The organism is Collinsella tanakaei YIT 12063 (genome assembly GCF_000225705.1).
In the GTDB taxonomy this organism is placed as follows: domain Bacteria; phylum Actinomycetota; class Coriobacteriia; order Coriobacteriales; family Coriobacteriaceae; genus Collinsella; species Collinsella tanakaei.
In genome coordinates this window covers 224127-237877 of sequence record NZ_JH126467.1, presented here as the reverse complement: position 1 = coordinate 237877, position 13751 = coordinate 224127, and the positions used below count along the sequence as shown (strand labels likewise).

Sequence of the window (13751 nt, the reverse complement as noted above, 5' to 3'; positions counted from 1 at the left end):
CGCCAACCCTATCCCACGCGGCAGCGAATGACCTCACGGGCAGCATCGCGCGCCCACGCGTCGATGTCCAACAGTTGCTCAAGCGTCTCAACGTCCTGACGGGCATGGGTACCAAGGCATTCCTCGACCACCTCGTCGATGCCCGTGAACGGGAGATCCCCGTGAAGAAACGCATCGACAGCGACCTCGTTGGCAGCGTTGAGCACACAGGGCATGGTTCCCCCATCACGTCCGGCATAATCGGCAAGCTTAAGGCAACGAAAGCTCTCCATATCAGGGCTATCGAAATCAAGGCTGCCAATGGTGCGGAAATCAACACGGGGGGCGGGAGCTGCCCAGCGCTGGGGATAGGAGAAAGCGTATTGGATGGGAATTCGCATGTCAGAGGCACCAAGATGCGCGATGACGGAACCATCGTCGAACTCGACCATAGAATGAATCTTGGACTGGCGCTGGATGACAACGACGATATCGTCCATACCCACGTTAAACAGATGCTTGGCTTCGATACGCTCAAGCCCCTTGTTCATAAGGGTCGCAGAATCGATGGTGATCTTGGCACCCATATTCCACGTGGGATGAGCCAGCGCATCGGCCGGGGTGACCGAAGCAAGTTGATCGCGCGTGCGACCAAAGAACGGACCACCAGAGCACGTAAGCCAGATGCAGTGCGTCTCACGAGGATTCTCGCCCTGATAGCACTGGAAAATCGCCGCATGTTCGGAATCAACGGGAAGCATCTGGCCCGGCTTAACCATGGGCATAATAAGGTCGCCGCCCACAACGAGCGATTCCTTGTTGGCAAGGGCAACTTGCTTACCAGCGGCAATAAGCTGATACGTTGCGGAAAGACCAGCAGCGCCCACTATGGAGACAAGAACGATATCGACGTCTTCATGCATACAAATGTCGATTGCCGCCTGGGAACCCTTATACAAAGAACAGGCATCCGGCAGATCGCACAGCGATGCATCATCGAAATGATCAGGATCCGTAACGGCTACGCGGGCAACGCCAAACTCCCTGGCGAACATGGCAAGGTCGGAAGTTCTAGAGTGAGCGGAAAGGGCGACAACACTTAGTTTGTCCGCATGCTGACGGCACACATCGAGAGCCTGGGTTCCAATTGACCCCGTACAGCCAAGAATCGCGACTCGCTTGAGATCCTGCATTATAGGATGCCTCCAATAGTCAAGATTAGATGGGCGGTAATGCAGCCGAAGATAAGGGAATCGCTGCGGTCAAGCATGCCACCATGACCTGGGATAAGATTCCCGGAGTCCTTCACACCGACCCCGCGCTTAATCCGCGACTCGATAAGGTCGCCGAAGACACCCAATATCGCAACCGCGACGCCGCACAACAACGTCATGGGAATGTTGAGCTTATAAAAACCAGTAGCATAAAGAATAAACCAGATGATAAGCGACCCGCCGATGCTGCCGGCGAAGCCCTCCCATGTCTTGTTGGGCGAGATCTTGGGAGCCATCTTGTGTTTGCCGAACCTGCTTCCAACCATATAGGCAAACGAATCGCTGACCCAAAGAGAAGCGCAGATACCGATGGATAGCAACGCGCCTGCAAGGCCAGGGATAGACGCGCGCGTCAACACGATGGCAGAGAGCATGAAGCCGGTATACAAAGGACCGAATATGGTAACCGCAACATCGGCGATACGCGTGCGGGGCGAATAGAGGTACCACATACCCACGGACAAGATAAGGATGAAAAGCGTAGCGGTAAGCAACACCGACTCGCCAAGCGCAGACAGGGGGAACAAGACGGCGGCGGTCAGCCCAAGGATCTCATTGGGAACCTTGCCGTCGAGCCTCATCATTCGATAGAACTCGAAGCAGCAAAACCAACTCATAACAGCGACAAAGGCCGCGGTAGGAACCACGCCAAGCAATAGGCAGGCGATAAATATCGCGGCATAAGCGATACCAAAGCCCGCTCGAACAATAAAGGAATGAAGCCGCGAAGGGGCGGCCTTAGAATCGGCAGAAGAAGAGGCGTCGCGTGCTTGCTGCACAGACGCCCCCTGAACTGCGGAATTTTTCTTACGAGAAGATTCCACCGTACATACTCCTAGTGAACGCGAAATGATGATCCGCAGCGCAACTTACGCGCTAAGACCGCCAAAACGCCTGTCGCGTCCCTGGAACGCGGCGACGGCGCGCAGCATTCCCCAACGATCAAAATCCGGCCAATACGTATCCGTGATGTAGAACTCGGAATACGCTGCCTGCCACAGCAGGTAATTAGAAATCCTAAGCTCGCCGGACGTGCGAATTATGAGCTCGGGATCGGGCAGTCCCGCAGTATAAAGCCGATTGGACACCGAGTTCTCGTCAATATCGGCAACATCGATGGCCCCGCTAAGGACGTCCATTGCAAGCAGACGCGCGGCGCGGGCGATTTCGGCACGGGCACCGTAGTTTACGGCAAGCGCGAGCACCATGCCCGTATGGGACTCGCACTCCTTCAAGCCGTACTCAAAGACGTCGCGCGTCTTCTTGGGCAGGGCGGAAATATCACCCAAGAAGACGACGCGAACGTTTTCGCGCTTAAGCAAGGGAAGCTCATCGATAAACGTCTTGGCAAACAAATGCATAAGGACGTTGACCTCGTGCTGGGGCCTCCCCCAGTTCTCGGTCGAGAACGCATATGCCGAAAGCACGTCGACGCCAAGCCTCACGGCGGTGGTGATAACCTCCCGCAACGCGACGATACCGGCTTTATGTCCCTCGGTGCGAGCAAGCCCGCGAGAGGTTGCCCACCTTCCATTGCCATCCATAATGCAGGAAATGTGACGGGGCACGCGCGTGAGGTCGATATCGTTTAGGCAGATATCGTCCGGAGCGTCGGCAAAGTGCGCAACGAGCTTCTCTTCGTCATATAGCACGATTAGATCTCCATTACCTCGGACTCTTTGGACTTGAAGAGCTCATCGATCTTGGCAATGTACTCGTCGGTATACTTCTGGACCTTAGCCTGCTCGCGACGAACTTCGTCTTCGGTAAGCTCTTCATCGCGCTCGATCTTATTGTTGAAGTCGCGACGGATATTGCGGATGGCGACACGAGCCTGCTCGGCGATATCGCGGCACTCCTTTACCAGCTCGCGGCGACGCTCCTCGGTGGGAGCCGGGAACGGCAGGCGGACGATAGAGCCGTCGCTGCTGGGCGTGATGCCAAGATCGGACGCAGAAACCGCCTTAACAATAGCGTTGACAAGCGCTTTGTCCCACGGCTCGATGACAAGCATGTGCGCCTCAGGAGTCTTGACGGCCGCCACCTGACTGATGGGAGTGGCAACGCCATAATAATCGACGGTGATGTCCGAAAGGATATTGGCATTCGCGCGACCCGTGCGAACCTTGGCAAAATTGTGCTTGAGGCTCTCGATGGTCTTGTCCATGTGCTCGGTAATGCTCGCCATTGTTAGTCCTCCTGAACGACGACGGTGCCGACGGGCTCTCCGCAAAGAGCGCGCTTGATATTATCCTCGCCCTCGATATTGAGGACGATGATGGGCATGCGGTTATCCTGGCAAAGAGCGGTTGCGGTAGAATCCATAACCTGCAAGCCGCGCACCAGGACCTCATGATAACTGATGGTGTCGAAACGAACCGCGTCTGTATGGGAGACCGGATCCTTATCGTACACGCCGTCAACCTTGGTTGCCTTGAGCAGGCAGTCAGCATCGATCTCGCATGCGCGCAGCGCAGCAGCGGTATCGGTGGTGAAATATGGGTTGCCGGAGCCGGCTGCAAAAATGACGATATCGCCCTTTTCAAGATGATGCATCGCACGACGACGAATGTAGGGCTCGCAGACCTCGTTCATTTGAATAGCACTCATAACGCGGCAAGAGCAGTCCTCATGCTCAAAGGCGTCCTGAAGCGCGAGGGCGTTCATCACCGTGGCGAGCATGCCCATATAGTCTGCCTGAGCGCGATCCATGCCCTTGGCGGAACCAGCAAGGCCACGGAAGATGTTGCCGCCACCGACAACAATACCGACCTCGATGCCGTCTTCATGAATCGACTTGATCTGGCGAGCAAGCATCTCGGTCACTGACGGATCGATGGCGGATACGGCATCGCCCATCAGGGCCTCGCCGGAGAGCTTGAGTAGAACGCGCTTGTACCGGTAGTCAGACAAGGCTCCTCCTTAAAAAAAGTTACACTGCTTGTGATTTTAGCAGCAAAGTAGACGCGGTCCATAAAAAAGCAGGCTGCAGGATAACCCCACAGCCTGCTAAAAGGCATAGTAACGAAGACCTTAGTTGTCGGACTCACCGCGAACCAGGCGATCGAAAGCGATAACCTTGACGGTGTCGCCAAGCTCCTTGGAAACGGACTCAGAGTAAGACTTGACGGTCATGTTGGAATCCTTGATGAACTCCTGCTCATTCAGAACAGAGCCCTTGAAGAACTTCTCAAGGCGGCCAACAGCCATCTTCTCCTGAATTGCCTCGGGCTTACCGGACTCGGCGGCCTGAGCCATGTAGATGGCCTTCTCGCGCTCAACGATCTCAGCGGGAACATCCTCGCGGCGGGCGCTGACCGGAGCCGTGGCAGCGACCTGCATGGCAACATCGTGAGCAAAAGTCTTGAACGCATCGGCGGAAGCGGTCTCGGGCTTATCGAAGGAGAACTCGCAAAGAACGCCAATCTTACCACCCATGTGGATATAGGAGGAAAGGGCACCGGCCTCGACGGTGCGGACGGCGAAGCGAGCGATCTTCATGTTCTCGCCGATAACGTGGATGAGCTCGGTGAGCTCGGCCTCGACGGTCTCGCCATTCATCTCGGCGGCCAGGAGGGCCTCAACATCAGCAGGCTTAACGTCGGCAACAACCTTGGCCAAGGAGCTGGCAAAGCCGGTGAACTTAGGGTTGGAAGCAACGAAGTCGGTCTCGCAGGAAAGCTCGACCAGGGCACCGGTCTTACCATCCTCGGAGATATAAGCGGCGACGGCACCCTCGTTGGTCTCGCGACCGGCCTTCTTAGCGGCCTTGGCAAGGCCGTTCTTGCGGAGAACGTCAACGGCGGCGTCCATGTCGCCGTCGGCCTCGACGAGGGCCTTCTTGCACTCCATCATAGGAGAGTCGGTCATCTCGCGAAGCTGCTTAACCATAGCAGCGGTGATCTGGGCCATGATGGCTCCTTTCAAATGAGAGGTGAACGAACCTTAACGTACCAAAACGTGTTTACTGGGCGTCAGCAGCGGTCTCGCCGGCCATCTCAGCCTCGGAAATCTGCTCCTTGCCAGCGCCAGCCAGGCAGGCGTCAGCAAACAGCTCGCACATGAGGGAGACAGCGGAGATGGCATCGTCGTTGCAGGGGACGCCGTAGTCGACCTCGTCCGGATCAGAGTTGGTGTCGATCAGGGCGACAACGGGGATGTTCAGGCGCTGGGCCTCCTTGATGGCGTTCTCCTCGCGCTTGGTGTCGATGACGAAGAGCGCAGAGGGCAGACCCTTCATATCGCGGGCGCCACCGAGGTTGGTCTGGAGCTTAGCGAGCTCCTTACCAAGAACAGCCTGCTCCTTCTTGGGCAGAAGAGCCATGCGGCCGTCCTCGACCATAGCCTCGAGCTCCTCCATGCGATTGATGCGGGAGCGAATGGTGACGAAGTTGGTCAGCATACCGCCGAGCCAGCGCTGGTTGATGTAGGGCATGCCGGCGCGCTCTGCAGCGGACTTGACGGCCTCCTGGGCCTGCTTCTTGGTGCCGACGAAGAGAACCTGGCCACCGCGGGAAACGGTCTTGAGGAAGGAATAGGCCTGGTCGGCGTTGATGATGGTCTGCTTCAGGTCGAGGATGTAGATGCCGTTGCGCTCGCCGAAGATGTACTCCTTCATCTTGGGATTCCAGCGGCGGGTCTGGTGACCGAAGTGGCAGCCGGCCTCGAGCAGGGTACGGATGTTGATTGTGGTAGCCATGATACCTCCTGTGGTTTGCCTCCGCGCGGTGTCGACCTTCACAGCCACCCGAGCATGAGCTACCAAGTCCCGGGCACCACGGCTGAAAAGTAGTCGCGCGTGTGTGATACAAGCGCTGCACATAGCAGCAACCTGAAGCATGATAGCAGGAATCAAGAACGATTCCAACAGCAGGGCTTGGCTTGTGTTGGTGTTGTGTGAAGCGGCGCGCTGCTTGCCTGACGGAGAATCGGAGCGCCCCTCATCACTCGCCCCTGGGGTGAGCCTGCTTTAAAGCGCCCTTCATCCTATCAACGCTTAGGTGCGTATATATTTGCGTAGTAGATAAACTTGCATGGCCCAATAGCTCCTGAACGGAGCGAAGATCAGCCCCTCCATCAAGCAGGTCGGTCGCAAACGTATGGCGCATCGTATGGGGCGTGATGTCACTAGGCAGGCCGGCCCTTCGTGAAAGCGCCTTGAAACGATATCTCAAAGCGGCGGAGTCCATAACGCGGCCTTTCTTGGAAATGAAAAACGAAGAGGTATCAAGGGGCCGTTTATGGCTGCTGTTGGACAATAAAGCAGGCCTGCCTATTTGAACGTACTCATGCACGGCCTCGGCCGCACGCTGATGCACGGGCACGATTCGCTCCTTGGAGCCCTTGCCAAACAACCGCACGCAGCGACTCGACCAATCGAAGGAATCGAGCCTCAGTGACGCGAGCTCGGATATACGGGCCCCCGTCGCGTAGAACAGCTCGAGCATGCAAGCATCTCGCAATCCCGAAGGGGTGCCGCTCTCGACAACGCTGAAAAGAGCGCGCATCTGTCGAGCGGACACCGTCACCGGCAATGCTTCAGGAAGCTTGGGGGACGTCAAGGCTTCAGCCGGATTCGAGTCGATGAGGCCCTCGACGATCATCCATCGAAAAAAGGAGCGAATGGACGAGAGATGAGCGGCGACGCTTCGTTGCGACAGGCCCGAGGAGCGCATGTCGCCTATATAAGAACGCAGCTGGCGGACGGTCACCCGAAGCGGGTCGATGCTGCGAACATCGCACCAATCGACGAACGCATGAAGATGTTGTCCATAAGCGCGAACGGTGTTTTCCGACAGGCACAAGACACTTGCGACGTACGCGATGTAATCATCCACATATCCGAGCGCCCGATCGTGCGTCCGGCCGTCCGCTTCATCTAGCAAAACAGGTCGCCGCGGTTCTTGATATAAACGGAAAGATCCCTGGTCGCGCGCTCAGCGTAGGCGGCGTATCGATCGCGCTTGGAACGGCGCTTTCCATCCTCGAGCGGCGGAATGATTCCGAAATTCACGTGCATGGGTTGATATCCCTGGGTGGCCGGGTCCGTGGCGTAGGCGACGAGGGAACCGAAAGCGCTGGTACGAGGCAACTCGACGCGCGGCAATCCGGCAAGATCGGCATATGTATTGAGAGCCGCGAGAAGGCCGGACGCAACCGCCTCGGCATAACCCTCGGTGCCCGTAATCTGCCCAGCGAGACGCACTGATGTCCCCGGAACGCAAAATGAGCGATCAAGAACATGGGGTGAATCGACAAACGTGTTGCGATGCATAACGCCGTAGCGGAAGAATTCGGCGTTCTCCAAGCCCGGAATCATCCTGAACACTCGCTTCTGTTCGCCGAAGGTGAGATTCGTTTGGAAGCCGACAAGGTTGTAGGCGCTGTGATCGGCGTTTTCGGCACGAAGCTGAACTGCCGCCCAAGGTCTTTTTCCAGTCCTCGGATCGGTTAGGCCAACGGGCTTCATCGCACCGAATCGAATGGCATCGATACCGGTTCGCGCAACCTCCTCAGCAGGCTGGCAAGCTTGGAACAGGTCCTTTCGCTCAAAATCTTTAAGCACGACTCGCTCCGCAGAAATGAGCGCCTCGATAAAAGCCTCGTACTCCTCGCGATTCAACGGTGCGTTGAGGTAGTCTCCCGTCCCCTCCTCCCCGTAGCGAGACTGGGTAAACAAAACGTCCATATCCAGCGTAGACGCATCGACAATGGGAGCGGCGGCGTCGAAGAACGACAGCGCATCGCCTCCAACCAATGACAAGACTCGCTGCGACAAAGAGGGCGAGCAAAGCGGGCCCGCAGCGATGACCACGGGCCCGCTGGGAATATCAACCGCCTCTTCGCGAACGACTTCGATGAGCGGACGCGATTCGACCTCTGCCTCTACTTCTTGAGAGAACTGGCCTCGATCGACGGCAAGAGCTCCGCCGGCAGGCACCGCCGCCCGATCAGCACAGGACATGAGGACGGAGCCCATCGATCGAAGCTCCTGCTTCAACAGCCCGGCAGCGGAATCGGGGCGCGTGGACTTGAAGGAATTAGAGCAGACCAGCTCGGCAAGATGATCGGTATGGTGAGCGGGCGACATCTGACTCGGACGCATCTCAAACAGCCTAACGGCGACGCCACGGTCCGCCAACTGACAGGCGCACTCGCTTCCTGCAAGCCCTCCGCCAATCACGGTCACGCGCTCATATGCCATGGTCTCCCCTTTCACGTTTTCATCGAACCCATATTGTGACCCAAACGGCTGCGGGCGTGAAGCGCGATCTTGGTCGGCGCGAATCGTCCATCAAAAAGCGTTTCCACCAATCCTCGAACCGAAAGAGCACCGAGAAATTTCAAGGTGGTGGCAACGTCCTTCTTAAGCATCGCTGAAACCTGGTCTATGCGCATAGGGTTTGCGATAAGCGCGTCAAGCACCAGCGACTCGGTTTCATTCAGCCCTATCAAACCGGGCGCGGCACCGCGCTGGCACCGTAGCGTGCCGTAGATGCGCGATATCGCCACCTCAAGAGATTCCTCATCCGTAATGCACGTCGCGCCCTCGGAAATGAGGTAGTTTGTCCCTTTTGATTCCGGAGACAGAATAGAGCCCGGAATAGAGAGAACTTCCCTACCCAAGCCCAGCGCGGACTCGGCAGTTGAGATGGTACCCGACGGCAACCCCGCCTCTGTCACAAACAAGGCCTTCGACAAAGCGGCGATCACCCTGTTGCGCTTGGGAAACGTGTACTTGCGAGGCTGGGCGCCCCACGGTTCGATAGAGATGACCGCGCCTGCCTGGGACAGCGTTCGCTCCACTAGGTCTTCAGCCCCGCGCGGATAGACGACATCCGCCCCGCTTCCAAAAACCACCACGTGTCTACCGCCCGCCTCAAGAGCAGCACGCCCTGCAGCCTGGTCGCAACCTAAAGCCCCTCCGGATACGACAACCAAATTCGATTCCGCGGCAACATGCGCCGCCATCTCGGCGACGGCAAGGCCGTAAGGTGTTGCCTTCCGCGATCCGATAATCGAGATGCATGAAGCATTGAGGGCTGTGGGATCGCCTCTCACGTAGATGGTCTTCGGCGGGTCCGGCAGCTCTGCGACCATGCTTGGATATAAGGGTTGTCCCAACCTGAGCTCCATCCTCCCCCTACATACGCCCATCGTTCCTCCTTCCCTGGTACATCGCGGCCTCGAGAACATGGCCGACCGCGATTGTTGGACTCTGGTCGATGTCGGCAACGGTCCTTGCAATGCGGCAGAGACGAACGATGCCCCTTGCGCTCAGATGGTTACGTGCGGCTATGTCGAGCAGAACATCAGAAGAGTCGCCTTTCATGCCGCTCTGCTCGATAACTCTCTCGAAACGTTCCGTTCCCTCTAAAATCGAAGTGCCCCATTTAGCCGCACGGTCTTTTCCAAAAGCTCGCCCGCGCTCGACCATCTCAAGCAATTCACTCGATGTAAGCCCTTCTTCACCCTCGATGATGAGAGATGGATCCGGCCTTGAGACATCGAGAACGATGTCGATGCGGTCTACAAGCGGCCCTGCGAGCTTGGCCCTATATTTTGAGATGGCGCTCGGCGTGCACCTACAGGCTACCTCCCCATCTCCCAAATGACCGCACGGGCAGGGATTGCTTGCTGCAAGCAGCTGGAAACGTGATGGAAAAATATATGTGCCATCAACACGGGCGATGCGCACGCACCCCTCTTCAATAGGCTGCCTTAGCGTCTGGAGGACGCCCGTGGGAAACTCCCCGAGCTCATCGAGGTAGAGAACGCCACCGTGCGCGAGGCTCGCCTCACCCGGCCGCACCGGCCTTCCACCTCCCACCAAACCAGCAGGGGTGATGCTGTGGTGCGGTCTACGAAACGGCCTTTCCCCCGCAAGAAGGCCCTCGTACCCATCTCCCGCGACGGAATGGATGCACAGGGCCTCCTGGCGCTCGACGGGATCAATCGGCGGCAATATCGTTGTCATCCTTTTCGCAAGCATGCTCTTACCGGAGCCGGGAGGTCCAATCATAAGCATGCCCAACCCGCCTGCCGCCGCCACCGCGATCGCCCGTTTAGCAACCTCTTGTCCAACGACATCGGCATAGTCAAGTCGAGGCTGGACCACGCTTTCCGATATGGGAGATACGGGATAGGGCTTGCAAGCCCAATCGACGCCCATGCGAAGCGCTCCTATGCTATCCAGATATGATGACGCCACGCCGTCGAAGGGAACATGATCCGGCCTCAAGGCCCCCACAAGAGAAAGCCCCGCCTCTCGAGCAAGCAAGGTGTAGGCGACCTCACCTTTGCAGGGAAGGACTTCGCCGTCCAATCCCACCTCGCCCACAAACAGCCGATCATCGAGGCCCGTGCGCGGTATCTGCCCCGACATGGCGAGTATTGCAACGGCGATGGGCAGGTCGAATCCAGAACCGGTCTTCCTCAAATCGCCAGGCGATAAGTTCACGATGATCGCGCGACGCGGAACGTCGAATCCGCAGGCAACCAGGGCGCAGCGAATTCTCACCCGCGCCTCGAGAACCGAACTGTCCGCCATGCCCACGATCGTGATACCCGGTATGCTTCCGCCGTATGAGACCTCGACCGTAACGGGCTGTGCCTCGACCCCTCTGATACATGCAGCATGGACGGCAAACGACCCGGGCCTATCAGAACTCACGGCTCCGCCTCCCAGTCAAAGGCCCCTACCATATGCCTGATGCCCGCAAGGTGACCGGACGCAACCGAAACGGCGACCACATCGAAACGAATCGCGGGTACGGGAAAGCGATCCATAAGATAATTTGCGGCGATACGGCGATACCGACGGCGCTTCTTATCGTTAACTGCCTCTTCGGGATACCCATCGTCATCGAGATGACGGACCCTTCGCGTCTTGACCTCAACCAGAACGATGACGCCCTCGACCGTATCGAGCGCTATAAGGTCCGCCTCCCCTTCATGGCAACGGTAATTGCGCTCGAGAATGTCGTATCCCCGCTCCTTCAAATAGAGCGCCGCGATCGCTTCGCCAACGTTACCCAGTTGTTTTGTAGTAAGGCCGTCGAGCATCCTATCATCATCAAGGCACGCATCCTCTGACAACAGGTCCTCGAAACCGCCAAGATCAGGAACTCGGTCCTTGCTTCGCCGTGACATTTCGCGCTCCTTTCCGTTGGAAAATAATTAACGGAAAGCATGGAGGCGTATTAGCTCGCGCAAGGTCGGCTGAATCTTCCAGAAATGCCGAAAGTAAAACGATGATTTATTGCAAAACAATGCTAGCGAAAGCTAGAACGTGCCGCCAGCGTGGGCAAAAGCGCCCGGCGCCATTAAAAAAGGGTGCCTGTCTGCAAGAAATTACCACAAAAGCTCACTCGGTGAATGGGGGTCAAACCATGTTCCTGTATGGCCTTGATATGATCGGGCGATGCGTAGCCCTTTGATTGCGCCAGATGGTATCCGGGATATTCTGCATCCAGCTCGACCATCATCTCGTCGCGGGTGACTTTGGCAACAATCGAGGCGGCGGCGATACAAGCCACTTGCGAGTCACCGTGAACCACATCGCGCTCGTTGGGGACCGCGCCCAGAGGGTTTCCATCCATCAAAACGCAATCGGGTTCAAGTCCGGTATCGGCAACGGCGCCCGCGACGGCCTCGCGAAGAGCAGATGCCATGCCGACGGAATCGATGCGCTCGGGAGATATGTGACAGATGCCGATCGCGACCGCTTCCTGCGCGATTCTGGAAGCCAGGGCCTCGCGCTTTGCGGGAGTTAACTGCTTGGAATCGTTGATGCCCCAAATCTTAGGATCGGAGGGAAGGCAGACGGCGCAGACGGTCAAAGGCCCCGCGACGGAACCACGTCCCACCTCGTCCACGCCGACCACGATACCGCTGCCGCCAAGCTCATCCATGAGACGGTACATGCCGTCTACTCGCTCGTGTTCCGCCTTCTCCTTGCTCCAGCGCTTCAACGCGCGTTCGCAGGCCTTTTGAACTTGAACGCGAGGGTCCTCACGATAACGATCGACAAGCAACTGAATTTCATCAAACGGAGCGCTCCCCAGCTCTGCCGCAACCTGCGCGGCGGGGGCCGAACTTGTCATATTTGCCATTGGGACTCCTTGGATGCAGACCGTCATCTTTTCCATGGTACCGCGAACGCCGTTAAACGAAAGCGTAATGCAACCAAAAAGGCCGCCCCTTTCGGAGCGGCCAGGTGCGCGTAATTGAAAAAAGAATGAAGCTTAGCGCTTCTCGGGAATGCGGGCAGCCTTGCCCACCTTGTCGCGGAGGTAGTACAGCTTGGCGCGACGAACCTTACCGTGACGGATAACCTCGAGCTTGGCGATCTTGGGGCTGTGAAGCGGGAAGGTACGCTCGACACCGATGCCGAAGGAAAGCTTGCGGACGGTGAAGGTCTCGCGGGAGGAGCCGCCGCTCATGCGGATGACGTCGCCCTGGAAGACCTGGATACGCTCGCGGTCGCCTTCCTTGATGCGATAATGCACCTTGACGTTGTCGCCAACGCGGACCTGAGGAATGTCCTCACGGATCTGCTGGCGCTCGATTGCGCGGATGTAATCCATCTTTCGATCCTTACTCTTCTAGAGGTGCCGCGCGCGTACGCCGACACATAGGTTGAACAAACTATTTCAGTATAAGCATTTCGCTGGTAGCCAAGGGATGAACCTCATCCAACACCTTATCTGCACATTTATGGCTGACCATACGAAAGGAAAGAGGTATCCATGTATATACCTATGATAACGAACATACGATGCCAAATGCGGGAACAATACATCAGACGGCTAATCCGACCTAACCGTCACCAGAATTAGACAGCAGATTTGAAAGGAACTATCCCATCATGGCACGAATCGATTCCGTCAGCGAAATCAAACAGCAGCCAACGCCTGGAAAGGCTGCGATCATTGCATCCCTGCTGTTCCCTTTCATCGGGATCGCCTGCATACTAGCGCCGGAAGGAATCATGAACTTCCTACCATATCTTCTGGGCGGCCTGATGCTCGTGGTTGGAGCCGCGGACTTGATTACGGACCTTACAGATCCAAATAAGAAAGCCAGCAGCATCAGCCAGGGTTCCGACGTCGTCATGATCGTGGTCGGAGGAATGCTGCTGGTAAAGGGAACCGCCCTGCTCACCCTGGTAGGAGTTGTCTGGGGATTCATAGGATTAAGCAAGGCCGCCGGAGAGATAGACGAGACATTCCATGCGATTCGCGCTAGGGCGCCCTTCGCGCTGCTCGCGCTTTCCTCCGCCATAGAAGTGGTACTCGGCACGCTCCTCATTGCTAGTCCACTTGAAAATATCGAGCATCATGTGCTGCTGCTTGGAATCGAACTGATCTTGCACCCGTTCACCATCCACAGCGACAACGGGAGAACGCACCTTTCCGCAGAAGCGTAGCGCCAGCCATCCATCCAAAAAGCAAAAGGGTCCGCGTCCTTATACCTCTGGGAACGCGGGCCCTTTAT

At 57.2% G+C, this 13751-nt stretch carries 15 protein-coding genes; 1 reads left to right on the top strand and 14 read right to left on the bottom strand.

Annotated elements, in window-relative coordinates:
- Positions 1-8: 8 nt before the first annotated feature.
- The 14 genes from dxr to rplS all read right to left on the bottom strand — a co-directional run bounded on the left by dxr (position 9) and on the right by rplS (position 12841).
- Positions 9-1172, bottom strand: coding sequence for a 1-deoxy-D-xylulose-5-phosphate reductoisomerase (dxr, locus tag HMPREF9452_RS01135; RefSeq protein WP_009140256.1), 1164 nt, complete (start codon positions 1170-1172; stop codon positions 9-11).
- Complete coding sequence (locus tag HMPREF9452_RS01130) at positions 1172-2032, bottom strand: phosphatidate cytidylyltransferase (RefSeq protein WP_232204994.1); 861 nt, start codon at positions 2030-2032, stop codon at positions 1172-1174. Before HMPREF9452_RS01130 ends, dxr begins: the two co-directional genes overlap by 1 nt.
- A 90-nt stretch (positions 2033-2122) precedes the next feature.
- Positions 2123-2905, bottom strand: coding sequence for an isoprenyl transferase (locus HMPREF9452_RS01125; RefSeq protein ID WP_009140254.1), 783 nt, complete (start codon positions 2903-2905; stop codon positions 2123-2125).
- Positions 2906-2907: 2 nt separating this feature from the next.
- Positions 2908-3441: a ribosome recycling factor gene (frr, locus tag HMPREF9452_RS01120; RefSeq protein WP_009140253.1), complete on the bottom strand. Its 534-nt coding sequence runs from the start codon at positions 3439-3441 to the stop codon at positions 2908-2910.
- A 2-nt stretch (positions 3442-3443) separates the two neighbouring features.
- Positions 3444-4166 carry a UMP kinase gene (pyrH, locus tag HMPREF9452_RS01115; protein ID WP_009140252.1) on the bottom strand — a complete coding sequence of 241 codons (723 nt, stop codon included), beginning with the start codon at positions 4164-4166 and terminating at the stop codon, positions 3444-3446.
- Between the two features lie 120 nt (positions 4167-4286).
- On the bottom strand, positions 4287-5165 hold the full coding sequence (tsf, locus tag HMPREF9452_RS01110; RefSeq protein WP_009140251.1) for a translation elongation factor Ts: 879 nt from the start codon (positions 5163-5165) through the stop codon (positions 4287-4289).
- 52 nt (positions 5166-5217) lie between these two features.
- Positions 5218-5952 carry a 30S ribosomal protein S2 gene (gene rpsB / locus HMPREF9452_RS01105; RefSeq protein ID WP_009140250.1) on the bottom strand — a complete coding sequence of 245 codons (735 nt, stop codon included), beginning with the start codon at positions 5950-5952 and terminating at the stop codon, positions 5218-5220.
- Between the two features lie 244 nt (positions 5953-6196).
- Positions 6197-7090: a tyrosine recombinase XerC gene (locus HMPREF9452_RS01100; RefSeq protein WP_009140249.1), complete on the bottom strand. Its 894-nt coding sequence runs from the start codon at positions 7088-7090 to the stop codon at positions 6197-6199.
- Positions 7091-7131: 41 nt separating this feature from the next.
- Positions 7132-8457: a methylenetetrahydrofolate--tRNA-(uracil(54)-C(5))-methyltransferase (FADH(2)-oxidizing) TrmFO gene (trmFO, locus tag HMPREF9452_RS01095; protein WP_009140248.1), complete on the bottom strand. Its 1326-nt coding sequence runs from the start codon at positions 8455-8457 to the stop codon at positions 7132-7134.
- Between the two features lie 11 nt (positions 8458-8468).
- Positions 8469-9377 (bottom strand): DNA-processing protein DprA, encoded by a 909-nt coding sequence (locus tag HMPREF9452_RS01090; protein ID WP_232204992.1) that lies wholly within the window; start codon positions 9375-9377, stop codon positions 8469-8471.
- A gap of 19 nt (positions 9378-9396) precedes the next feature.
- Positions 9397-10926: a YifB family Mg chelatase-like AAA ATPase gene (locus HMPREF9452_RS01085; RefSeq protein WP_009140246.1), complete on the bottom strand. Its 1530-nt coding sequence runs from the start codon at positions 10924-10926 to the stop codon at positions 9397-9399.
- Entirely contained in the window at positions 10923-11405 is a 483-nt protein-coding gene (locus tag HMPREF9452_RS01080; RefSeq protein ID WP_009140245.1) for a YraN family protein, read from the bottom strand. The genes HMPREF9452_RS01085 and HMPREF9452_RS01080 overlap by 4 nt, the downstream gene beginning before the upstream one ends.
- Before the next feature lie 173 nt (positions 11406-11578).
- Complete coding sequence (locus HMPREF9452_RS01075) at positions 11579-12367, bottom strand: ribonuclease HII (protein WP_009140244.1); 789 nt, start codon at positions 12365-12367, stop codon at positions 11579-11581.
- Positions 12368-12499: 132 nt separating this feature from the next.
- Positions 12500-12841 carry a 50S ribosomal protein L19 gene (gene rplS / locus HMPREF9452_RS01070; protein ID WP_009140243.1) on the bottom strand — a complete coding sequence of 114 codons (342 nt, stop codon included), beginning with the start codon at positions 12839-12841 and terminating at the stop codon, positions 12500-12502.
- Between the two features lie 281 nt (positions 12842-13122).
- Between rplS and HMPREF9452_RS01065 the strand changes: the two genes are divergently transcribed.
- Positions 13123-13683 (top strand): DUF308 domain-containing protein, encoded by a 561-nt coding sequence (locus HMPREF9452_RS01065; protein ID WP_009140242.1) that lies wholly within the window; start codon positions 13123-13125, stop codon positions 13681-13683.
- Positions 13684-13751 lie beyond the last annotated feature (68 nt).

Excerpts from the sequence above, each read along its gene's own strand:
- dxr (WP_009140256.1), bottom strand. The coding sequence starts at position 1,172 with ATGCAGGATCTCAAGCGAGTCGCGATTCTTGGCTGTACGGGGTCAATT.
- frr (WP_009140253.1), bottom strand. The coding sequence starts at position 3,441 with ATGGCGAGCATTACCGAGCACATGGACAAGACCATCGAGAGCCTCAAG.
- tsf (WP_009140251.1), bottom strand. The coding sequence starts at position 5,165 with ATGGCCCAGATCACCGCTGCTATGGTTAAGCAGCTTCGCGAGATGACC.
- rpsB (WP_009140250.1), bottom strand. The coding sequence starts at position 5,952 with ATGGCTACCACAATCAACATCCGTACCCTGCTCGAGGCCGGCTGCCAC.
- trmFO (WP_009140248.1), bottom strand. The coding sequence starts at position 8,457 with ATGGCATATGAGCGCGTGACCGTGATTGGCGGAGGGCTTGCAGGAAGC.
- HMPREF9452_RS01080 (WP_009140245.1), bottom strand. The coding sequence starts at position 11,405 with ATGTCACGGCGAAGCAAGGACCGAGTTCCTGATCTTGGCGGTTTCGAG.
- HMPREF9452_RS01075 (WP_009140244.1), bottom strand. The coding sequence starts at position 12,367 with ATGGCAAATATGACAAGTTCGGCCCCCGCCGCGCAGGTTGCGGCAGAG.
- rplS (WP_009140243.1), bottom strand. The coding sequence starts at position 12,841 with ATGGATTACATCCGCGCAATCGAGCGCCAGCAGATCCGTGAGGACATT.
- HMPREF9452_RS01065 (WP_009140242.1), top strand. The coding sequence starts at position 13,123 with ATGGCACGAATCGATTCCGTCAGCGAAATCAAACAGCAGCCAACGCCT.